General features: G+C 67.5%; 20 protein-coding genes, 1 tRNA gene and 1 pseudogene. 11 read left to right on the top strand and 11 right to left on the bottom strand.

Features of this window, described 5'->3' with window-relative positions; translation table 11 throughout:
- Both AC1RJ9_RS25030 and AC1RJ9_RS25025 read right to left on the bottom strand, forming a co-directional pair.
- Nucleotides 1-320 (bottom strand): Arm DNA-binding domain-containing protein (locus tag AC1RJ9_RS25030; RefSeq protein WP_492840931.1); only part of this gene is annotated, 320 nt, incomplete at its 3' end.
- A gap of 168 nt (nt 321-488) precedes the next feature.
- Nucleotides 489-579 (bottom strand) — tRNA-Ser (locus tag AC1RJ9_RS25025).
- Between the two features lie 132 nt (nt 580-711).
- On the opposite strand from AC1RJ9_RS25025, the gene hfsE reads away from it, so the two are divergent.
- From hfsE to hfsH, 4 genes are read left to right on the top strand one after another with little or no spacing between them, the layout of a single operon-like run.
- The gene (hfsE, locus tag AC1RJ9_RS25020; protein WP_492840929.1) at nt 712-2226 is read left to right on the top strand and encodes a polysaccharide biosynthesis protein HfsE; all 1515 of its coding nucleotides are present in this window, start codon (nt 712-714) and stop codon (nt 2224-2226) included.
- 10 nt (nt 2227-2236) lie between these two features.
- Nucleotides 2237-3676, top strand: a complete 1440-nt coding sequence (hfsF, locus tag AC1RJ9_RS25015; protein WP_492840927.1) for a polysaccharide biosynthesis protein HfsF — start codon at nt 2237-2239, stop codon at nt 3674-3676.
- Entirely contained in the window at nt 3673-4602 is a 930-nt protein-coding gene (gene hfsG / locus AC1RJ9_RS25010) for a polysaccharide biosynthesis protein HfsG (protein WP_492840925.1), read from the top strand. Before hfsF ends, hfsG begins: the two co-directional genes overlap by 4 nt.
- Nucleotides 4602-5375 (top strand): oligosaccharide deacetylase HfsH, encoded by a 774-nt coding sequence (gene hfsH / locus AC1RJ9_RS25005; RefSeq protein ID WP_492840923.1) that lies wholly within the window; start codon nt 4602-4604, stop codon nt 5373-5375. Before hfsG ends, hfsH begins: the two co-directional genes overlap by 1 nt.
- A 51-nt stretch (nt 5376-5426) precedes the next feature.
- On the opposite strand, the gene AC1RJ9_RS25000 is transcribed toward hfsH, so the two are convergent.
- From AC1RJ9_RS25000 to AC1RJ9_RS24990, 3 genes and pseudogenes are all read right to left on the bottom strand, one after another.
- Nucleotides 5427-6605: an O-antigen ligase family protein gene (locus AC1RJ9_RS25000; protein ID WP_492840941.1), complete on the bottom strand. Its 1179-nt coding sequence runs from the start codon at nt 6603-6605 to the stop codon at nt 5427-5429.
- A gap of 86 nt (nt 6606-6691) precedes the next feature.
- Complete coding sequence (locus AC1RJ9_RS24995; RefSeq protein WP_492840921.1) at nt 6692-7393, bottom strand: P-loop NTPase family protein; 702 nt, start codon at nt 7391-7393, stop codon at nt 6692-6694.
- 42 nt (nt 7394-7435) lie between these two features.
- Nucleotides 7436-8973 (bottom strand): annotated as a pseudogene (locus tag AC1RJ9_RS24990) (Wzz/FepE/Etk N-terminal domain-containing protein).
- Nucleotides 8974-9058: 85 nt separating this feature from the next.
- Between AC1RJ9_RS24990 and AC1RJ9_RS24985 the strand changes: the two are divergent.
- Nucleotides 9059-9820: a polysaccharide biosynthesis/export family protein gene (locus tag AC1RJ9_RS24985; protein ID WP_492840919.1), complete on the top strand. Its 762-nt coding sequence runs from the start codon at nt 9059-9061 to the stop codon at nt 9818-9820.
- Nucleotides 9821-9869: 49 nt separating this feature from the next.
- On the opposite strand, the gene AC1RJ9_RS24980 is transcribed toward AC1RJ9_RS24985, so the two are convergent.
- Both AC1RJ9_RS24980 and AC1RJ9_RS24975 read right to left on the bottom strand, forming a co-directional pair.
- Entirely contained in the window at nt 9870-10148 is a 279-nt protein-coding gene (locus AC1RJ9_RS24980) for a sel1 repeat family protein (protein WP_395444172.1), read from the bottom strand.
- 175 nt (nt 10149-10323) lie between these two features.
- The gene (locus AC1RJ9_RS24975; protein ID WP_492840917.1) at nt 10324-11049 is read right to left on the bottom strand and encodes a glutathione S-transferase N-terminal domain-containing protein; all 726 of its coding nucleotides are present in this window, start codon (nt 11047-11049) and stop codon (nt 10324-10326) included.
- A gap of 197 nt (nt 11050-11246) precedes the next feature.
- On the opposite strand from AC1RJ9_RS24975, the gene AC1RJ9_RS24970 reads away from it, so the two are divergent.
- Nucleotides 11247-11750, top strand: a complete 504-nt coding sequence (locus tag AC1RJ9_RS24970; RefSeq protein WP_492840916.1) for an RcnB family protein — start codon at nt 11247-11249, stop codon at nt 11748-11750.
- A gap of 192 nt (nt 11751-11942) precedes the next feature.
- On the top strand, nt 11943-12296 hold the full coding sequence (locus AC1RJ9_RS24965) for a proteophosphoglycan 5 (protein ID WP_492840914.1): 354 nt from the start codon (nt 11943-11945) through the stop codon (nt 12294-12296).
- Nucleotides 12297-12372: 76 nt separating this feature from the next.
- On the opposite strand, the gene gatB is transcribed toward AC1RJ9_RS24965, so the two are convergent.
- Both gatB and AC1RJ9_RS24955 read right to left on the bottom strand, forming a co-directional pair.
- The gene (gene gatB, locus AC1RJ9_RS24960; RefSeq protein ID WP_492840912.1) at nt 12373-13878 is read right to left on the bottom strand and encodes an Asp-tRNA(Asn)/Glu-tRNA(Gln) amidotransferase subunit GatB; all 1506 of its coding nucleotides are present in this window, start codon (nt 13876-13878) and stop codon (nt 12373-12375) included.
- A 3-nt stretch (nt 13879-13881) separates the two neighbouring features.
- Nucleotides 13882-14274: an endonuclease domain-containing protein gene (locus tag AC1RJ9_RS24955; protein ID WP_492840910.1), complete on the bottom strand. Its 393-nt coding sequence runs from the start codon at nt 14272-14274 to the stop codon at nt 13882-13884.
- 190 nt (nt 14275-14464) lie between these two features.
- On the opposite strand from AC1RJ9_RS24955, the gene AC1RJ9_RS24950 reads away from it, so the two are divergent.
- Complete coding sequence (locus AC1RJ9_RS24950) at nt 14465-15079, top strand: hypothetical protein (protein WP_492840908.1); 615 nt, start codon at nt 14465-14467, stop codon at nt 15077-15079.
- 63 nt (nt 15080-15142) lie between these two features.
- Here AC1RJ9_RS24950 and gatA read toward each other — a convergent pair whose 3' ends face one another.
- Both gatA and gatC read right to left on the bottom strand, forming a co-directional pair.
- Nucleotides 15143-16615, bottom strand: coding sequence for an Asp-tRNA(Asn)/Glu-tRNA(Gln) amidotransferase subunit GatA (gene gatA / locus AC1RJ9_RS24945; RefSeq protein ID WP_492840906.1), 1473 nt, complete (start codon nt 16613-16615; stop codon nt 15143-15145).
- Nucleotides 16615-16902 carry an Asp-tRNA(Asn)/Glu-tRNA(Gln) amidotransferase subunit GatC gene (gene gatC / locus AC1RJ9_RS24940; RefSeq protein WP_492840904.1) on the bottom strand — a complete coding sequence of 96 codons (288 nt, stop codon included), beginning with the start codon at nt 16900-16902 and terminating at the stop codon, nt 16615-16617. The genes gatA and gatC overlap by 1 nt, the downstream gene beginning before the upstream one ends.
- Nucleotides 16903-16997: 95 nt before the next feature.
- Between gatC and ruvX the strand changes: the two genes are divergently transcribed.
- From ruvX to AC1RJ9_RS24925, 3 genes are all read left to right on the top strand, one after another.
- On the top strand, nt 16998-17468 hold the full coding sequence (ruvX, locus tag AC1RJ9_RS24935; protein WP_492840902.1) for a Holliday junction resolvase RuvX: 471 nt from the start codon (nt 16998-17000) through the stop codon (nt 17466-17468).
- Between the two features lie 92 nt (nt 17469-17560).
- Nucleotides 17561-17875, top strand: a complete 315-nt coding sequence (locus AC1RJ9_RS24930; RefSeq protein ID WP_492840900.1) for a hypothetical protein — start codon at nt 17561-17563, stop codon at nt 17873-17875.
- A gap of 211 nt (nt 17876-18086) precedes the next feature.
- The gene (locus AC1RJ9_RS24925) at nt 18087-18569 is read left to right on the top strand and encodes a hypothetical protein (RefSeq protein ID WP_492840898.1); all 483 of its coding nucleotides are present in this window, start codon (nt 18087-18089) and stop codon (nt 18567-18569) included.
- Nucleotides 18570-18616 lie beyond the last annotated feature (47 nt).

The following is an 18616-nucleotide window of genomic DNA, read 5'->3' as shown; positions in this document are numbered from 1 at the left end:
GGCCGGACACACGTTAGCACCTCGACGACGCGCGCAACTGCTCTCAGAATCTTCTTGCATCCGCTGGGGCGTCCACACACACGACGTTGGTTACGCTCGATGGCGCGGTTGTAGCAACAGGCCGAGCCGTGGAGCGACACGGTATGGAGCGAACCCAGGCCCATCTGACGTTCGCGACCTGAAACCCAAAAGCGATAGATCCACGAGCGACCGCCATCGCCGGTCACTTGCAGGTAAAGCCCCCCACCATCCGCATGGAGGCCCGGCGCAACGAGGCCCTTGAGAGTCGCTGCGTGCAATCGATGAACGACGCGAGGCACGGTCTACCCCAGTTCCTACCCACGGTTCTGATCCAGATAAGGGCGGTTCAGGGTGGACATGTCTAGACGAAAAATTGGCGGAAAGTGCCTAAAAAGCCTGTAAACGACTGAAAAAACACACATTTATGGACGCGCTTGGACGAGGTCGGAATTTCAGAAAGGGGAAAATGGCGGAGACGGAGGGATTCGAACCCTCGATACCCTTTTGAGGTATGCCGCTTTAGCAAAGCGGTGCCTTCAGCCTCTCGGCCACGTCTCCTCCTGAGAGGGAGCGGTTCGATAGCCTGTTCGCTTCAGGATGACAACGGCGCTTATGCGGAAAATTCGCCTGTTAACGCGGCGCTCAGACGGCCCCGTTAGGGTGAACATAGTTTTTCCAGCGACGAGCGTCATGCGTCCGATCCCCTCCCCTGCCTCGAACGTCGAATCCGCTGTCGCCTTCGTGGGCGGGGCGGAGATCGGGCCGCGTGTTTCGAGCGGCGCGGGCGGCGATCCACGGCGGGGGCGGCGGGGGCCGTTCCGGCCTGGTCAGCTGATCCCCTCGAGGGCGCGGCTGGAGGCGCGGCCGCTGGCGCGCGCCTTCCGCGTCATCGACGTTCTGGTCGCCGCCTGTGTCGCGCTGGGGGTGACCATCGAGGGTCATCCGCTGGCCGCCGGCCTGTGGGCCGTGACCGGGCTGGTCGCGCTGCGAATGCTCGGGGCCTACGCCTTCCCGCGCAAGCAGGATCTGGGGCGGCACATGGTCCAAGTCGGCCTGGCGCTGGGCGCGGGCCTGCTGGCCGCCGCCGTGGCGCTGCTGCCGACGGGCCGCGCCGAGGCGCCGGCCGTCTGGACGCTGCTGACCGCCACCGCCGCCGTCGCCGCCCTGCATGTCGTGTGGTGGACAATCATCGCCCGCGGCCGCCAGCTGGGCCGCCTGACGCCCAACATCATCGTGGTCGGCGCCACGGCCAACGCCCAGCGCCTGATCGAGGCGGCCCTGCGCACGGGGGAGGCCAACGTCCTGGGCGTGTTCGACGACCGCCTGGACCGCGCGCCCGAGAACATCATGGGCGTACCGGTCCTCGGCGATACGGGCACCCTGCTCGACCACCGCATCATGCCCTATGTCGACCGCGTGGTGATCGCCGTGCAGTCGACGGCTCAGGGCCGCGTGCGCCAACTGGTCGAGAAGCTGGGCGTGCTGCCCAATCCGGTGAACCTCTTCTTCGACGTCGGCGGTCCCGCCGAGGACGACGCCGCCCTGGCCCGCATCGTCGCGGGCGGCGAGAACGAACTGTCGGGCGCCGCGCCCGGCGCGCGCCGGGCGTGGGTCAAGCGAGCCCAGGACCTGGTCGTGGCGAGCGTCGGCCTGCTGGTCGCCGGTCCGGTCATGCTGATCGTCGCCCTGGCCGTGAAGCTGGACAGCCCCGGCCCGATCTTCTTCCGCCAGCGACGCCACGGCTTCAACAACGAGGCGATCCTGGTCTGGAAGTTCCGCTCGATGCGCCACGAGATGGCCGACGCCCAGGCCGCGCGGCAGATCAGCGCCAATGACGACCGCGTCACCAGGGTCGGCAAGTTCATCCGCAAGACCAGCCTCGACGAGCTGCCGCAGCTGTTCAACGTACTGACCGGCGAGATGTCGATCGTCGGCCCCCGCCCCCACGCCATCGGTATGAAGACCGGCGGCGTCGAGTCGGCCAAGCTGGTCGCCGAATACGCCCACCGCCACCGCATGAAACCCGGCCTGACCGGCTGGGCGGCGATCAAGGGCTCGCGCGGCCCGGTCGATACGCCCGAGAGCGTCCGCCTCCGGGTGGCCCTGGACGTCGAATATATCGAGCGCCAGTCGTTGTGGCTGGACCTCTACGTCATCGTCATGACCATCCCCTGCCTGCTGGGGGACCGGTCGACGGTGCGCTAGGCGGCCGGCGATGTTCTGGCGCGGGGTCCTCGGCTACCTGCCGGTCAATGTGGTGCAGGGCGTGGTGGGGCTGCTCACCATCGTCCTCTTCACGCGCGTCCTGGATCCGTCCCAGTACGGCGTCTACGCCCTGGCCTTCTCGGTCGGCAGCCTGACCCAGACCATCCTGCTGACCTGGACCGAGGCCGCCATGGCCCGCTTCCTGGCGGCGCGCGGCGAGGACGGGCGAACGGCCGACCACTTCGCCACCCTCTATCGCCTGTGGATCGGCGCGGCGGTCGTCGTGCCGCTGGCCTGCGCGGGGGTGGCGGTGTCGCCGCTCGATGGACCGCTGAAGGTCGCGGTGATCGCCGCCCTCGCCAGCACCCTGGTCAACAGCCTGACGAAGCTGGCCCTGGAGCGCCGTCGCGCGGCCGGCGAGGTCTCGGGCGCGGCTCTCCTGACCATCATCCAGACCGCGGGCGGTTTCGTCCTCGGCCTCGCCCTGGCCTTCGCCGGCCTGGGCGGCGCGGCGCCGATCCTGGGCGTCGGTATGATCTCGGCCCTGTGTGTGGTCCTGGTGCTGCCGGGGGAACTGAAGCGTCTGTCCGGCGGCAAGTTCGATCGCGCCCTGGCCAAGGCTTACGCCGCCTATGGCCTGCCGGTCTCGTTGTCGCTGATCCTGGCCCTGGTGCTGGCCAGCACCGATCGCCTGCTGCTGGGCGCGTTCCTCGACGAGGCCACGGTCGGCGTCTATCATGCCGGCTATTCCCTGGGCAGCCGCACCCTGGACGTGGTCTTCATCTGGCTGGGCATGGCCGGAGCGCCCGCCCTGATCTCGGCGCTCGAACGCGGCGGCCAGGCGGCCCTGACCGAGGCCGCCCACGAGCAGGCCAGCTTCATGACCCTGCTGACCCTGCCCGCCGCCGTCGGCCTGGCTCTGGTCGCCCGCCCCCTGGCCGAGCTGATGATCGGCGAGGATCTGCGGGCCGGCGCCGGCCACGTGACGCCCTGGATCGCCGCCAGCGGCTGGCTGTCGGGCGTGACGACCTACTATCTGCTGCAGGCCTTCACCCTGGCCCGGCGCACGCCGCTGCTGATCGTCAGCATGAGCGCGCCGGCCATCGTCAACGTCATTCTCAACCTCGTCCTGATCCCGCGCCTGGGCCTGGACGGCGCGCTATGGGCCACGACGCTCAGCTACGGCGTCGGCGCCGTCGCCGCCTGGGCCCTGGGTCGCCGCGCGTGCCCATTGCCGATCCCGTGGGAGGTCCTGGCCAAGGCCGCGGCCGCGTGCGTCGCCATGGCCCTGGTCGTGCGCCTGCTGCCCTCGCCGGGCGGCTTGCTGGAACTGGCCCTGAAGGCCGGCGTCGGCGCGGCCGTCTATGGCGTGATCGTGCTGAGCCTCGATGTCGGCGGCCTGCGCGGCAAGCTTTCTGGTCTTATCCGTCGGAGGGCCCCCGCCCTATGACCGCCCCCATCACCGAAATCCGCATCGAGAACGCCGCCTGGCCTAGCGCCCAGCCGCGCCTGTCGGTGCTGATCCCGACCTTTCGCGACGACCCGTCCGCCCTGCTCAAGGCCCTGGACGATCCCGGCGTCCAGGCCGAGATCGTGGTCCTGGACGACGGTGGCGGCGACGATGCTCTCGCCGAACGCATCGCCCGCCGGATCGAGAGGCTGCGCGTCCCGGCCCGCTTCGTGCGCCTGTCTAGCAACGAAGGCCGCGCCAAGGGCCGCAACCGGCTGGCCAGCCATGCCCGCGGCGGCCACTTCCTGTTCCTGGACAGCGACATGCTGCCCGACACCCCGGACTTCCTCAGCCGCTGGGCGGCCGTGGCCGAGACCAACGCCCCCGTGGCGTTCGGCGGCTTCACCCTGGACCAGACGCCGCAACGCCCCGAGACCGCCCTGCACCGGGCCATGGCGCTGAAGAGCGACTGCACGCCCGCCCCGGAGCGCGCCAAGGAACCCGAGAAGCACGTCTTCACCTCCAACCTGCTGGTCCGCCGCGACGTGTTCGAGACCATAGGCTTCGACGAGGGCTTCGCCGGCTGGGGCTGGGAGGATGTCGAGTGGGCGATGCGGGTGGTGCGCCAGCATCCGATCCTGCACATCGACAACAGCGCCACGCACCTGGGCCTGGACGCCGCGCCGACCATGGCCGCCAAGTACGAGCAGTCGGCGGCCAACTTCGCCCGCGTGGTCGCCAGCCACCGCGACATCGTCAGCGCCTATCCCAGCTACAAGGTCGCCAGGGCGCTGAAACCCTTCCCGCTGCGCGGCGTCTGGCGGCCGATGCTGAAGTCGATCGCCCTGGCCGAGGCCGTCCCCGTCCCCCTTCGTGCGTTCGCCATGCGGCTCTATCGCGCGTCCCTCTATATCGAGGCCGTCTGATGCGGGTCGAATTCAAGAAGGTCGACGCCTACGAGCCAGACCGGACGCTGAAGGGCAAACTGCGTCGCCGGCTGATCCGCCTGGCCTACCGTCGGCCGGCCAAGGTGGCGCTGGAGCGGCCGATGGTGTCGTTCAGCTTCGACGACGCGCCCGCCACGGCCTGCGAGGCCGGGGCCAAGGCGCTGGAGACGCGCGGCCTGCGCGGCACCTACTATTTCGCCGCCGGCCTGGCCGGGCGCGATGGCCCGATGGGTCGCTTCGCCACTGGGGCCGATGCGCGCCGGCTGCACGACGCCGGGCACGAGATCGCCTGCCACACCTTCTCGCACCTGGACTGCGGTCAGTCATCGAAGGCCGTCACGATCGCCGATGTCGACCAGAACGCCCGGAGCCTGGCGGCCTGGGGCGCGGGCGATCCGGTCAGCTTCGCCTACCCCTACGGCGATGTCGGCGCGCCCGCCAAGACGGCCCTGGCCGGTCGCTTCAAGACCCTGCGCGCCCTGCACCACGGCCTGATCGCCGACGGCGCGGACCTCAACCAGGCCCCGGCCGTCGGTATCGAGGGCGAGGATGGCGAGAGCATCGCCAACGCCTGGCTGGACAAGGCGAAGGCTCGCAAGGCCTGGCTGATCCTCTACACGCACGACGTGGCCGCCGAACCCTCGCAATGGGGCTGTACGATCGACGCGCTCGAGCGGCTGATTGATCGGGCGGTGGCGGACGGCTTCGACGTGGTGACCGTGGCCGAGGGCGCCAAGCGGATCGGGCTCTGACCTTGAAGAGCCTTCTCATCCGATAACCGCTTCGCACTTGTCGGGAAGGCTCTACGCCTCGTCCTGCGCCCGGTCGGAAAAGGCCAGCTTGGCGGCCAGGGCCACGAACACCGCCCAGCGGAAGTCGTTGTAAACGACCGCGATGCTCTCGGTCAGGCTGACCAGGGTGAAGACGACCAGGAACGGGAAGGCCAGTATCGCCCCGCGGCTACGGAACACGGCGATGATCGCCAGCGTCATGGTCTGCAGATAGAAGAAACCCCAGGCGCCGAGACCGACCACGCCCATGCCGATCAGTTGCTCGATCCACGAATTGTGGGCGTGCTGGGGCGTGAACTTGGCGTCGTGGACGATCCAGGCCAGCGGCCCCCAGCCGGACTTGTCGCTCCAGACCGCCGCGTAGCCGTAGCCCAGCCACGGCCTCTGCTCGATCTGGCGGAAGGCGGCGGTCCAGATCTGGGTCCGGCCGGTCAGGGTGGCGTCCTTGCCCAGGATGCCGAAGAACACATCCGAGGCGAACACGATGAACGCCGCCAGCAGCAGGAAGCCCGTCACCCCGGCCCAGGTCGCGGCGGCGGCGAAGGCCGGACCGCGCTGGCAGATCCAGACGAAGGCCAGCGCCATCAGGCCCAGCATCAGCGAGGCCAGCGAGGTCTTGGACTGCGACATGATCACCAGCCCCACCGACAGGGCCGCGAAGGTCAGCCAGACGCCCTTGCGCTGGGGGTCCAGCAGGGCCGCGCCGCAGAGGATGCAGCAGCCTAGGGCCATCATGCCGCCCAGCGAGTTCTTCTCCAGCCACAGGCCGCGCCAGGCGCCGGGGAAAAGCTCGGTCATGATCCCGATCGACGGGAAGGCGATACAGGCGATGTAGGAGGCGACGATCAGCACGCAGAAGGTCGTGGCGAACACCCGGGCCAGCTCGGCCCACCGGAAGCGGGCGGCCAGGGCCAGGCCCGAGATCGTCGTGCAGCCCACGGCGAAGCCGCGGCGGATCGAGACATCGGGCTGGATCGACCAGAAGATCGAGGCCGCCACCACGCCCATCAGGATGATCAGGAATGGCTGGCGGATCGTGACCCGCACCATGTTCCAGGGCCGGGCCAGGACCAGCAGGAACGCCAGGCCGTAGGCGGGCAGGAAGGCCACGCGCAGCAGGCCCGAGCTGGACTCGTCGGTCTTCTCGCCGAACAGCGGCAACTGCCAGCCGCCGGTGTAGATCAGCAGCATGACCACGGCGACGGCGATAGTCAGGAGCGACGGCGCCAGCGCCCGGGTGTCCGGCCGGCCCCACGCCGCGTCCGGAGCAAGGCTGGTCACGGCAGGATCGCCTTCAGGAAGGCGGGCGGTTCGACCGAGACCTTGTTGAAGAACATGCCCGCGCATCGGCCGCCTGCGGCGGTCAGGGCGTCGCGCAGCATGGCCGGCTGGCGCACGTCCGGCTGGTCGGCCGAAACCACCATCACCGTCTGATCCATGTGCTGGGCGATGGTCGGGCCGGACTGCGAGCGGTCCAGGGACGGGCTGTCGACGACGATGATCTCGGCGTGCTTGCGCAGCGCCCGCCAGTAATCCGCCGACGGAATGACATGGGCCTGCTGGCGGCCGCGCAGGGCTTCGCGGTTGAAGCGGGTGATCCACAGGCGCGAACCGCCGACGCTGTGGCCGGTCAGGAACTTGGAGTCCGGCCAGACCCCGCCCTCGGCGCGCGGCGCGGGGGGCTGGACGGTGAAGAAGGTCGAGCCGTCCGGCGAGGCCGCCACCGGCGGGCCCAGCGGGCCGAAGCGGTTCGGGTCGGCGGCGATCTCGCGGAACTGGCTGGGGCTGTTGAGGTCGAGGTCGATCAGCCAGGTCTTGCGGCCGGCGCGACGCGAGGCGAAACGGGCGAATTCACGGGCGACCGTCGAGGTCCCCTCTCCCCGTCGCGCGGCGATGAACTGGATGACGTACGGACGGCCGACAGGCGGCGCGCCAAGCGCCCCCCAAAGCTCCGTCATCTCGACGTTCAAATCCACCATCTGCCGAATCGCCGCGCACTCAGAAGATCGCAAGGTGCGACATTAACCCTGTCGGCGAAAGGCGACGAAAGCGCTCACCGCTTGACCCCGGCGGTGGCCAGGACCGGCATGCCAAGGGTGCGCGAGGCCGAGGCCGGCGTCTGCAGCCCGGGGCGCAGGAACATGCGGACCAGGCCCACGCACAGGGCCGTGAAGCCCGCGAACAGGATGGCCAGCACCAGAACCGGCTTCTTCAGGCTCTTGCCGGTCGACGGGGCGACGGCGCGCTGGACGATGCGGATGTTGTCGCTGCTCTCGGACGACATCTGCCGCTGGGCCTCGTCCTGTTGTTCCTTGACCGTGAAGTCGCGGACGTTCGAGGACAGGACGTCGCGATCGCGCGACAGCTCGTTGAACTGCGGTTCCAGTTGAGCCAGACGCAGCAGGCGTGAATTCACATCGGTCACCTGCTGGGCGTAGGCGGCCTGCGACTGCTGCAGAGCCGCGACCTCGGCCCGCAGGTCGTTGCGGGTGGTGGTCAGGGTCTGCCAGATCGGGTTGGGACCGCTGCGCCGCGCGCCCTCGCCATTGGTGCGGCCGGCGGCGAGGCCGGCCTCCAGCTGAGCGATCTGGGCGTTGATGTCCTGCACCGGTTGGGCGCCGGCCGTGTAGCGGGCCAGCAGGCCCTCGCGGTCCAGCTTCATCTGGGCCAGCTTGATCGCGGCCGACATGTCGGTGTCGCGATACAGCACCGTCTCGGGCGAGGTGCGCGCCAGTTCGGCCTCGACGGCGGCCAGGCGGCCGATGCGATCCTGCAGCTGGGCGTCGACCGAATACTTCTGCTGCTCGACCTGGGCCTGCAGCTGGGTCAGCGTGGTCTTCTGGGCGGTGAAGTCGCCGATGTCGTTGGTGGTCAGGAACGACTGATAGGCCGTGTCGGCGTCCGACAGCTTCTGCGCGAAGATGTCGCGCTGGCGCTGCAGCACGTTGTTGTCGCCGCCGATCAGCAGGCTGCGGCGATAGATCAGATATTCCTCGAGTAAGGTGTTGAGCACCTTCTCGGCCATTTCCGGATCATTGTTCTGATAGGCCAGGCGGATGATCGAATTGTCCGGCGCGGTCTCGATCTTCAGGCTCTTGCCGATCGAGTCACGTCCTTCGGCGATCAGCTTGCGCTTACCCTCGGGCGTCGCCGCGGCGTACTTGGCCGCGTGCTTCGGAAAGATCCTGGTGAAGCCGATCTTGCGGATCACTCGCTCGCGCAGCTCACCGCTGCCCAGGATCTCGGCTTCGGACTGGATGACCTCGTCGGTGTTGGGCACCGCGCCGCGGCCGGCGTCGCCGGCCCGGGGTTCGTAGACATATTCCTGGCCCAGGCGCACGAACAGGCTGGATTGGGCCGTGTAGCTCTTCTTCAGCGTGAGGGCGAAGCCGAGGCCCAGCGCCGCGATCACCACGAAGACCACCAGCATCAGAAAACGCTCGCGCCACAGCAGGGTGACGAAGTCGGCCGGGGCGTACTTGGGACGCGCGCCGACAGCCCCCGCCGCCATGCGGGGCGGCTGGTCGTGCGGTACGCTGATCCAAGGGCTGGTCGACATCCGAATCCGGGCGGTTCAATCTGTCTCGCACCCTGGGACGGCCAGCCTTAAGGGTTCGTTACCCATTCCTGTTAAGACTTGTCGCATGCAGAGCCGCACGCATCTCAAGACGGTCCCACTGAAGGCGATCTGGGCCGTGGTCCTGATGGCCGGCGGGATTTCCGCCTGCGGGCACATCGACGCCGAGCCGATCACGCCGGGCCCCAGACCTAGCGCCAACTTCTCTAATATCGGTTACGCCGATTGGAGCGAGAGCGAGCCGTCGTACCGGTTCTATCCGGGCGACGAGGTCGAGGTGGCCGTGCCGTCGGCCCCCGAACTCAACAAGTCGGTGATCGTGCAGCCGGACGGCCGCATCACCTTGCCGCTGGTCGCGCCAGTGATGGCCGCCGACCGCACGATCGACGAGCTGGAGGGCTCGATCAGCCAGGCCTATGCCAGCACGCTGTTGCGGCCGCGGGTCCAGGTTTCGGTAAAGACGGCGACGCCGCTCAAGGTGTTCGTCGGCGGCGAGGTCAAGAACGCCGGCGTGCTCGACATGGCGGGCGACAGCGACGCCCTGCGGGCCATCATCCAGGCCGGCGGCTTCACCAATGGCGCCAAGCGCAATCAGGTGGTGATCATTCGTCGCGGCCCCGACGGGCGGGCGATGATGCGGACGGCGGACCTGCTGGCGGGCCTGACGCGCGGAAGCGGCGCGGATCTTGTGCCCCTGCGGCGTTTCGACGTCGTCTACGTGCCGCGCAGCGGCGTGTCGGAAGCGGGTCTGTTCATGCAGCAGTACTTCCGAGACCTGCTGCCCATCAGCTTCAGTTACGCGATCAACGGCAACGTCAACGGCAACTGAGCCGGTCCCCCATAGGACCGGCGGGCAGTCCCGAACCCGGAGACCGGGTTCAGCCGTGGGCGAGCCATTCGCGGGCCTGACGCTGGGCTTCGGCGACTTCGTCGCTGGCCATCTCTTGCGACAGTTCCTTGCGGTAGACCTTGGCTTCGACCGAGCCGCGCATGGCGGCGAGGTTGAACAGCATGTGCGCCGACACGTAGTCCAGCGGCGCGCCGCCCTGACCGGTCGAGTACAGCAGGCCCATGCGGAACAGTTCATCGCCGGTGGATTCGGCGGTCGGCAGCGGCAGCATGGCCACGGCGGCTGGCGGTTCTTGCATCATCATCATCATGGCTGGTCTCCTCTCTCAAGCTCGCCCCGCCGTTCTGACGGATCAGAGCCTGAGAGAAGAAAAGTCCAGCGCCACTGAACATATAGTTAAGCGCGCGGACATCATGAATGATGCGCCAAGTATACTAGTTATTTAAAGTGATTACTGACCGTAAACACGAGTCTACAGAGCGTTAACGCCCGCGTTGGCCGAAAAGCACTTTTCGGGCCTCTTCAGCCGCTTTTCCGGACGCCTGCAGGCCTCCGGACCGCAATTCCGCGCCCAGCTTGAACCCCTTCTGGACCGCTTCGCGCGCGCCGACGCGCTCGAACCAGCTCCTCAAATTGGGGAACTCGTCCAGAATGATGCCCTGATTTTTCCACGGAACAACCCACGGCCAGCTCATGAAGTCAGCAATGGACAATTGGCCGCAGATGAAATCGCGTCCTTCCAGCCGCTTGTTGAGCACGCCGTACAGGCGGTGAGTCTCGTTGGTGTAACGGATGACGCCATAGGCGATCTGGCGCTGGTCGGCGATGATCGCCGGCGCGTACTGGCGGAAATGGTGGGTCTGGCCGGCCATGGGACCGAGGCCCCCCATCTGCCACATCACCCACTGGTCGATGTCGACGCGGTCGCGTTCGGTCTCGCCATAGAACCGGCCGGTCTTGCGGGCCAGGTACTGCAGGATGGCGCCGGACTCGAAGATCGAGATCGGCTGGCCGTCGGGACCGTCGGGATCGACGATGGCCGGCATGCGGTTGTTGGGGCTGATGGCCAGGAAGTCCGGCTTGAACTGCTCGCCGGTCCCGATGTTCACCGGGATCATCTCGTAGGGCAGACCCATCTCCTCCAGGGCGATGGAGACCTTCCAGCCGTTGGGCGTGGGCCAATAGTGCAGTTCGATCGGACGACTCATTGGCCTTCCCTCCCGTATTCGTTGCCGCCACCGAAGATGGTCGCCTAAGCCCTTCCCGCCAAGACTTACCCGTCGAAAAGCCTGACCTCGCCGTTCAGGCTGGGTTCAGCCGAACGGCGTCATTCTGCGTTTCAAGGTCGAGGGAAGTTTCTAGGCGACGTCTCGGAGACGCCGCCCGACCACCAGGAGAAGACGAGATGAAACGTCTGCTGCTCACCATCGCCGCCGTGGCCTCCGTGGCGGGCCCGCTGGCCCTGAGCGCCACCGACGCCGCCGCTCAGGATCGCGGACGCTGGGAACACAACGACCGCGGTCGGGACTGGGATCGCGGCCGGGACCATGACCGTCGCGACTATCGACGCGACTATGGCCGTGGTGACTACGGTCGCGGCGACTATGGCCGTCATGACCGCTGGGATGGCGGTCGCCACAACGGCTACTATTACAACAACCGCTGGTCCTACGGCCCGCCCCCGCCCGCCTATTACGGTCGTCCGGGCTTCCGCCCCGGCTATACGTCCTGGCGTCGCGGCGCCTACCTCCCGAGCTACTATCGTGGCCGCGGGTATGTCGTGAACGATTACTATCGCTATAGCCTGCGCCCGCCGCCCCGGGGCTACTATTGGTATCGCACGGGCAATGACTACGTGCTGGCCGCCATCGCGACCGGCCTGATCTTCGACGTCATCGCCAACCACTAGACCTGAACTGCATCCGAAGTGTCGAAGCGGCGTCCTGGGCTTTGCCTGGGGCGCCGTTTTGCGGTCACACGCGCCTCAACCCCGCCGCGCATGCGGCCCAACCGCCCGATTGCGAAGTCATTTCGACCACATTGCCCCGCCAGCGTAGGCTTCGCGTCACACAACGACGCTGCAGCAACACGGTCCCAACCCATGAAGACCCTGCGCATCACCACCGCCGCCCTCACCCTGGCGGCCGCCGCCTATGCCGGCTCGGCCCTGGCCCAATCGACCCTGCCCCAGACCTCGCCGGCCAATCCGCAGCCCAGCATCACCACCCCGGCGCCGACCAACGACCCGTTGACGGCCGCCCCCGCGCCCGAGCAATCGGCGCCCCCGGCCTCCGAGACCGCCATCCCGGCCGACTCCGCCGGCGCGCCAACCTCCGCCACGGCGCCGGCCATGACCGACGAAACGACCGCGCCGGCCGCCGACGAGAAGGCCGCCAAGAAGGCCAAGAAGCACAAGAAGACGGCCGAAGAGCCGACGGCGGCCCAGCCGCGATAATTTAAAGTTCGCATCAACGAAGAAGGGCCCGCGGTTTCCACCGTGGGCCCTCGTCGTATCCGGACGGCGGAAACGCCTATTCGGCGACGCCGAGCTTCTTGCGAAGCAGTTCGTTGACCGTGCCCGGATTGGCCTTGCCGCCCGTGGCCTTCATGACCTGGCCGACGAACCAGCCCAGGGCCTGCGGCTTGTCCTTCACGGCCTCGGCCTTGTCCGGATTGCTGGCGATCAGGTCGTCGATGGCCTTTTCGATGGCTCCGGTGTCGTTGATCTGCACCAGGCCGCGCTTCTCGACGATCTCGGCGGGACGGCCTTCGCCGGCCCACATGTGCTCGAAGACCTCCTTGGCGATCTTCGACGAGATGGTGCCGTTCTCGATCAGCTCGACCAGCTGGGCGATATCGGACGACGGCAGCGGCGAGTTGACGATCTCGTGGCCCCCCGCCGACAGCTTCGACAGCAGTTCGTTGGTCACCCAGTTCGACACCAGCTTGGCGTCGCGGCCTTTCGCGGCGGCCTCGAAGTAGTCGGCGCGGTCGCTTTCGATGATCAGCACGCCCGCATCATAGGCCGACAGGCCGTACTGGCTCTGCAGGCGCGCCTTCTTGGCGTCCGGCAGTTCCGGCAGGGTTTCCTCGATCTGCTTCACCCAGGCCGCGTCCAGAACCAGCGGCAGCAGGTCCGGATCCGGGAAGTAGCGATAGTCGTGCGCTTCTTCCTTCGACCGCATCGAGCGGGTCTCGAGCTTGGTCGGATCGAACAGGCGGGTCTCCTGGTCGATCTTGCCGCCATCCTCCAGGATCTCGATCTGGCGACGGGCCTCGTACTCGATGGCCTGCTGGATGTAGCGATACGAGTTGACGTTCTTGATCTCGCAGCGCGTGCCCAGGTGGCTGAAGCTGCCGGTCTCGCGGAACTTCTCGTAGTCGCCGGGACGGCAGACCGAGACGTTGACGTCGGCGCGCAGGTTGCCCTTCTCCATGTCGCCGTCGCAGGTGCCGAGATAGACCAGGATCGTCCGCAGCTTCTTGACGTAGGCGGCGGCCTCTTCCGAGGTGCGCATGTCGGGCTTGGAGACGATCTCCATCAGCGCCGTACCCGCGCGGTTCAGGTCGACATAGGTCGCGTTCGGATCCTGGTCGTGCAGCGACTTACCCGCGTCCTGTTCCAGGTGCAGGCGCTCGATGCGGACGTCGAAGGTCGTGCCGTCGTCGCGCTCGACCGTCACCACGCCCTCGCCGACGATCGGTTGGTCGAACTGGCTGATCTGATAGCCCTGCGGCAGATCCGGATAGAAGTAGTTCTTCCGGTCGAAGCGGCTCTTCAGGTTGATCTGGGCCTTCAGGCCCAGGCCCGTCTTCACGGCCTGCTCGACGCAGAACTTGTTCAGGACCGGCAGCATGCCCGGCATGGCCGCGTCGACAAGGCTGACCTGCTCGTTGGGCCCCGCCCCGAAACCGACGGCGGCGCCGGAGAACAGCTTCGACTTGCTGGCCACCTGGGCGTGGACCTCGAGGCCGAGGACGATTTCCCAGGGGCCGGTGCGGCCTTGGATCGTTTTGGAAGAAGTTGCTTCAGTCATCTCTTAGCTTCCTCCCTCCCCCTCGTGGGGAGGGTGGCCGCGGAGCGGCCGGGTGGGGCTCGCTGCGGCAAGGGCATGGCAAATCACGTCCATCACCGCGTCGATATCCTCATGCACCGCCCGGTTCCAGAAACGCAAGGTTTGGAAGCCTTCTCGGCGCAGAACTTGATCACGAATGGCGTCGTGTTCGGCCTGTTCGTACTCTGCATGCTGATCACCATCCAGTTCGATGACCAGCCGTCGATCGAAGCAGACGAAGTCGAGGATATAGCCCCGAAATGGTGCCTGCCGACGGATATGGAAGCCGGCGGCCCTCAACTTTCGAAGGCGCACCCACAGCCTGACCTCCACTGAGGTCATGGCTTTGCGGAAGGTCCTTGCGCGAACCACGCTCATGGTGAAGCCCCACCCGACCGCTTCGCGGCCACCCTCCCCATAAAGGGGAGGGAAAGTATCAGTGAAGCTTCGCTTAGAGGCGAGCTATAAAATGGCTATTTCTTGTCAGCACCGGCGCCATTGCGGGGCAAGGGAACCGTCGAGTTATCGCGCCGTTCACTTGTCGAACAGCTCATTCACGGAGGTAGAAATGCCCACCGCTTACACTACCCGCCCCACTCTCAACTTCGATGCGCCGGAGCCGGTCGTCGCGGCCGATCCCAATGCTTCGGCGTTGTTTCCGAGCCAACCGGTCTATGCTCGCACGCCGAAGAAGAAGGCGTCCGGCAATCTGCCGCTTCTGATCGGCGTTCCCGTGCTGGCCGTCGCCGCCGGCGCCCTGATCTGGGGCATGAGCGCCAATCGCAGCGAAGCGCCGACCGATCCGCAGTCGCTGAAGACCGCCGCCGCCGAAAACCCCGCACCGGTCAGCACGACGCCGGTTCCCGCCAGCGCCTCGGCCACGCCCTCGCCGATCCCGCAGCCGACCGAACTGGCCGCCAATGAGCCGGCGCCCCCGGCTCCGGTGGCCCGCTCGACGCCGGCGCCGCGCGCCGCCGCTCCGGCCCGCGCGACCGCCCGTCGCGCCGCGCCGGTTGAAAGCAGCGCTCCCGACGCCTCGACGGCCGCGGCGAACGTCAGCGCCACGGTCCCGGCCGCGCCGCCGACCGTCAGCGCCCCAATCGCTGAGCCGACTCCTCTGGTGATCCCGGCCCCGGCGGTTCCGGCTCCGACGCCGCAGCCCCAGACGACCATCCCGCAATAGCCGGGTTCCCACACCCCTGAACGAAGAAGGGCGGCTCCACCGGAGCCGCCCTTTTTCCTTAGATCACCACCACTTCTCGGCTTTCCCCGAGAACCCGGCGGCTTTTTCAACCGCCCCGGCGACCGAGAACACCGTGGCCTCGTCGAGAGGCTTGCCAATGATCTGCAGGCCCAGCGGCAGGCCGTTGGCGTCGAGGCCGGCCGGCAGGGACAGACCCGGCAGACCCGCCAGGTTGGTCGTCACCGTGAAGACGTCGTTCAGGTACATGGCGATTGGGTCGTTGCTGTTCTCGCCCAGGCCGAACGCCGCCGAGGGCGCGGTCGGGGTCAGGATCGCGTCGCACTTTTCCCACGCCTTGTCGAAGTCCTCGGCGATGCGGCGACGCACCTTCAGGGCCTTCAGGTAGTAGGCGTCGTAGTAGCCGTGCGAAAGCACATAGGTTCCGATCAGGATGCGGCGCTTGACCTCGTCGCCAAAGCCCGAGGCCCGGGTGTTCTCGTAGATCTCGGTCAGGGTCGCGCCGTCCTCGCGCAGGCCGTAGCGCATGCCGTCGTAGCGGGCGAGGTTCGAGGACGCCTCGGCCGGGGCCACGATGTAGTAGGCCGGCAGGGCGTACTTGGTGTGCGGCAGGCTGATGTCGACGATCTCGCAGCCCGCGTCCTTCAGCCAGGCGACGCCGTCGGCCCACAGCTTCTCGATCTCGGCCGGCATGTTGTCGACACGGTATTCCTTGGGAATGCCGATGCGCAGGCCCTTCACCGACTTGCCGACGAACTGGGTGAAGTCCGGAACCGGCACGTCGAGGCTGGTCGAGTCCTTGGAATCATGGCCGGCCATCGAGGTCAGCAGCAGGGCCGCGTCCTCGACGGTCTTGGCGATCGGGCCGGCCTGGTCCAGCGAGCTGGCGAAGGCCACGACGCCCCAGCGCGAGCAGCGGCCATAGGTCGGCTTGATGCCGACGGTGCCGGTGAAGGCGGCCGGCTGGCGGATCGAGCCGCCCGTGTCGGTCGCCGTGGCGCCCAGGCACAGGTCGGCGGCGACGGCGGCGGCCGAACCACCCGACGAACCGCCCGGGGTCAGGGCCTTGTTGCTGCCCTTGCCTCGCCAGGGGTTGGTCACCGGGCCGAAGTAGCTGGTCTCGTTCGACGAGCCCATGGCGAACTGGTCGAGGTTCAGCTTGCCCAGCATCACCGCGCCGTCGCGCCACAGCTGACTGGTGACGGTCGACTCGTAGGTCGGGATGAAGTTCTCGAGGATCTTCGAGCAGGCCGTGGTCCGCACGCCTTCGGTGCAGAACAGGTCCTTGACCCCCAGCGGCGCGCCTTCCAGCGGGCCGGCTTCGCCCAGCGCGCGGCGCGCGTCGGACTTGGCGGCCATGTCCAGCGCCTTTTCCGGGGTCTCCAGGATATAGGCGTTCAGGCCGCGCGCGGCCTCGACGGCCTCGATGTGGGCCTTGGTCAGTTCGACCGAGGTGAATTCGCGCTTGGCCAGACCGTCGAGGGCGCTGGCCAGGGTCAGCTTGGTGAGGGCGCTCATTATTCGACCACCTTCGGCACGACGAAGAAGTTGTTCACGGACTTGGGCGCGTTGCTGGTCACGCGGGCCGGGTCGCCGCCCATGGTGACAACGTCCTCGCGCATCGGCAGGCCGGCGGCCACGACGCTGGTCAGCGGCTCGCAGCCGTCGGTGTCGACCTCGGCCAGCTGCTCGATCCAGGCCATGATGCCGTTGAGCTCCTGGGCCAGGGCCTCGATACGCTCTGCGGGTTCGGCGATGCGGGCGAGCCGGGCGACCTTCCGCACGGTGGCGGCGTCAATGGCCATGGGGATCTCCTGAAATTCGAACGCGTGGGTTAGCGGTCCCCGCCCCAGGTTTCAAGACGAGGTTTCAAGCACGCCCACGCCTGTTATGAAGCGCCATGCCCGTTCTCGACATCGAAGACTTCGCCGCCGCCCTGCCTCCGTACGCCGCCATCGTCGGCCTGGACCCCGGCGAGAAGACCATCGGCGTGGCCGTCTCGGACGTCACCCGCACGGTCGCCAGCCCCATGGCGCTGATCGAGAAGACCAAATTCAGCAAGGACGCCGAGCACCTGTTCAAGCTGATGGACAGCCGCGGCGCGGTCGGCATCGTCATCGGCCTGCCGATGAACATGGACGGCACGGAAGGCGTGCGCTGCCAGTCCAACCGCGCCCTGGGCCGCAACCTGCTGCGTTTGAAGCCCGACCTGCCGATCACCTTCTGGGACGAGCGCCTGTCGACGGCGGCCGTGACCCGAGTGCTGATCGACGAACACGACGTCTCGCGCAAGCGCCGCGACGAGGTTGTCGACAAGATGGCCGCCGGCTGGATCCTGCAGGGCGCGCTGGAACGTCTGCGCGGCCTCTAGCGCCGCCCTTTTCGCCTGACGCCAGAAATTCCGGGCTTTTTGGACTCCGGCCCGTATGGATAAGCTTGGTTGGTTCGCGGGCGGGAACGGGCATGAGAGCCAAAGGCTTCGGACGATTGAGACAAGCCGCCACGGCGAGCGCTGTCCTGCTCGTCACCCTGACGGCTGGCGGGAGCCTCGCGGGCGCGGGCGACGACTGCCCGCCCAATCCCGAGCCCGGCAAGTGCTACGAGAAGATCTACCGGCCCGCTCAATACGAGAGCTATGTCGACCAGGAGGCGGACCCGCAGCGCCCGGTCCAACCGGCCTATCGCGTCGTCACCAAGCAGCGGAAGATTCGCGAGGCCAGCTTCGTCTGGCAGGTAATCCCATGCGACGACCACCTTCCCGCCAGACGCGATCACTAACCGCATTCAGCCGTGACTTGCGCTGTCGAGGTCCAGAACATCCCTCGACGCGAGTTTTCCTCGTTTCGGGGAACGGGAAACTCCCTTCCTTGGGGAAAAACCGCGACAACATTGTTCTGCTTTTGAATATGGTTAAGGTCGCGCCCCGGATCGAACCCCAGGTTCGCTCCGTGGCGACGTATACCTGGGTTGAGGGCAACGAGGGGCTCGGATGACTAAAAAGGTCTTGATGGGGCTGATGGCGTTCGCCGTCGCCGGTTTGTCGGTCAGCTCGGCGATGGCCGACGGACGCAACTATGCGCCGCGACCGGTTCCGCGCTATGCGCCCGCTCCGCCGCCGCAGGGCTATCCGCCCCCGCCGCCCCCGCCGTCGGGTCCCGCCGGCATCGACTGCCTGTGCACCCGCGCCGTGGTCTTCTACGGTCCGACCTCGGGCTATGGCGACATCACCGTCGCCGCGCCGGGCGTCCGCGTCATCGGCGAGCCGGTCGTCGTGCCGTCGGGCCGCATCGATATCCAGGGTCCGCCGGTCTATGTCGACGCGCCGCCGGTTCGCGTGGCCGCGCCGCAGATCTACCTGCACCGTCCGGAAGTCTTCGTCCGCCCGTCGGCCGTGACGGTCGAGGCGCCCGAAATCCACTTCACGGGCTGCGCCGACGGCGTGCGCTGCGAGCCGGCTCCGCCGCGCCACTAAGGCTCGGGACCAGCCGAAAGAATTCGAGGCGGGAGGCCACAAGCTTC

This window comes from Caulobacter sp. GW822-FHT07D08, assembly GCF_058798735.1.
This window is presented reverse-complemented; position numbering and strand designations above follow the sequence as displayed.

Bases quoted from the DNA above. Each gene is read 5' to 3' on its own strand.
- hfsE (WP_492840929.1), top strand. From the start codon at position 712: ATGCGTCCGATCCCCTCCCCTGCCTCGAACGTCGAATCCGCTGTCGCC.
- hfsF (WP_492840927.1), top strand. From the start codon at position 2,237: ATGTTCTGGCGCGGGGTCCTCGGCTACCTGCCGGTCAATGTGGTGCAG.
- hfsG (WP_492840925.1), top strand. From the start codon at position 3,673: ATGACCGCCCCCATCACCGAAATCCGCATCGAGAACGCCGCCTGGCCT.
- hfsH (WP_492840923.1), top strand. From the start codon at position 4,602: ATGCGGGTCGAATTCAAGAAGGTCGACGCCTACGAGCCAGACCGGACG.
- AC1RJ9_RS25000 (WP_492840941.1), bottom strand. From the start codon at position 6,605: ATGCTGCTGATCTACACCGGCGGCTGGCAGTTGCCGCTGTTCGGCGAG.
- AC1RJ9_RS24995 (WP_492840921.1), bottom strand. From the start codon at position 7,393: ATGGTGGATTTGAACGTCGAGATGACGGAGCTTTGGGGGGCGCTTGGC.
- AC1RJ9_RS24985 (WP_492840919.1), top strand. From the start codon at position 9,059: ATGCAGAGCCGCACGCATCTCAAGACGGTCCCACTGAAGGCGATCTGG.
- AC1RJ9_RS24980 (WP_395444172.1), bottom strand. From the start codon at position 10,148: ATGATGATGATGCAAGAACCGCCAGCCGCCGTGGCCATGCTGCCGCTG.
- AC1RJ9_RS24975 (WP_492840917.1), bottom strand. From the start codon at position 11,049: ATGAGTCGTCCGATCGAACTGCACTATTGGCCCACGCCCAACGGCTGG.
- AC1RJ9_RS24970 (WP_492840916.1), top strand. From the start codon at position 11,247: ATGAAACGTCTGCTGCTCACCATCGCCGCCGTGGCCTCCGTGGCGGGC.
- AC1RJ9_RS24965 (WP_492840914.1), top strand. From the start codon at position 11,943: ATGAAGACCCTGCGCATCACCACCGCCGCCCTCACCCTGGCGGCCGCC.
- gatB (WP_492840912.1), bottom strand. From the start codon at position 13,878: ATGACTGAAGCAACTTCTTCCAAAACGATCCAAGGCCGCACCGGCCCC.
- AC1RJ9_RS24955 (WP_492840910.1), bottom strand. From the start codon at position 14,274: ATGAGCGTGGTTCGCGCAAGGACCTTCCGCAAAGCCATGACCTCAGTG.
- AC1RJ9_RS24950 (WP_492840908.1), top strand. From the start codon at position 14,465: ATGCCCACCGCTTACACTACCCGCCCCACTCTCAACTTCGATGCGCCG.
- gatA (WP_492840906.1), bottom strand. From the start codon at position 16,615: ATGAGCGCCCTCACCAAGCTGACCCTGGCCAGCGCCCTCGACGGTCTG.
- gatC (WP_492840904.1), bottom strand. From the start codon at position 16,902: ATGGCCATTGACGCCGCCACCGTGCGGAAGGTCGCCCGGCTCGCCCGC.
- ruvX (WP_492840902.1), top strand. From the start codon at position 16,998: ATGCCCGTTCTCGACATCGAAGACTTCGCCGCCGCCCTGCCTCCGTAC.
- AC1RJ9_RS24930 (WP_492840900.1), top strand. From the start codon at position 17,561: ATGAGAGCCAAAGGCTTCGGACGATTGAGACAAGCCGCCACGGCGAGC.
- AC1RJ9_RS24925 (WP_492840898.1), top strand. From the start codon at position 18,087: ATGACTAAAAAGGTCTTGATGGGGCTGATGGCGTTCGCCGTCGCCGGT.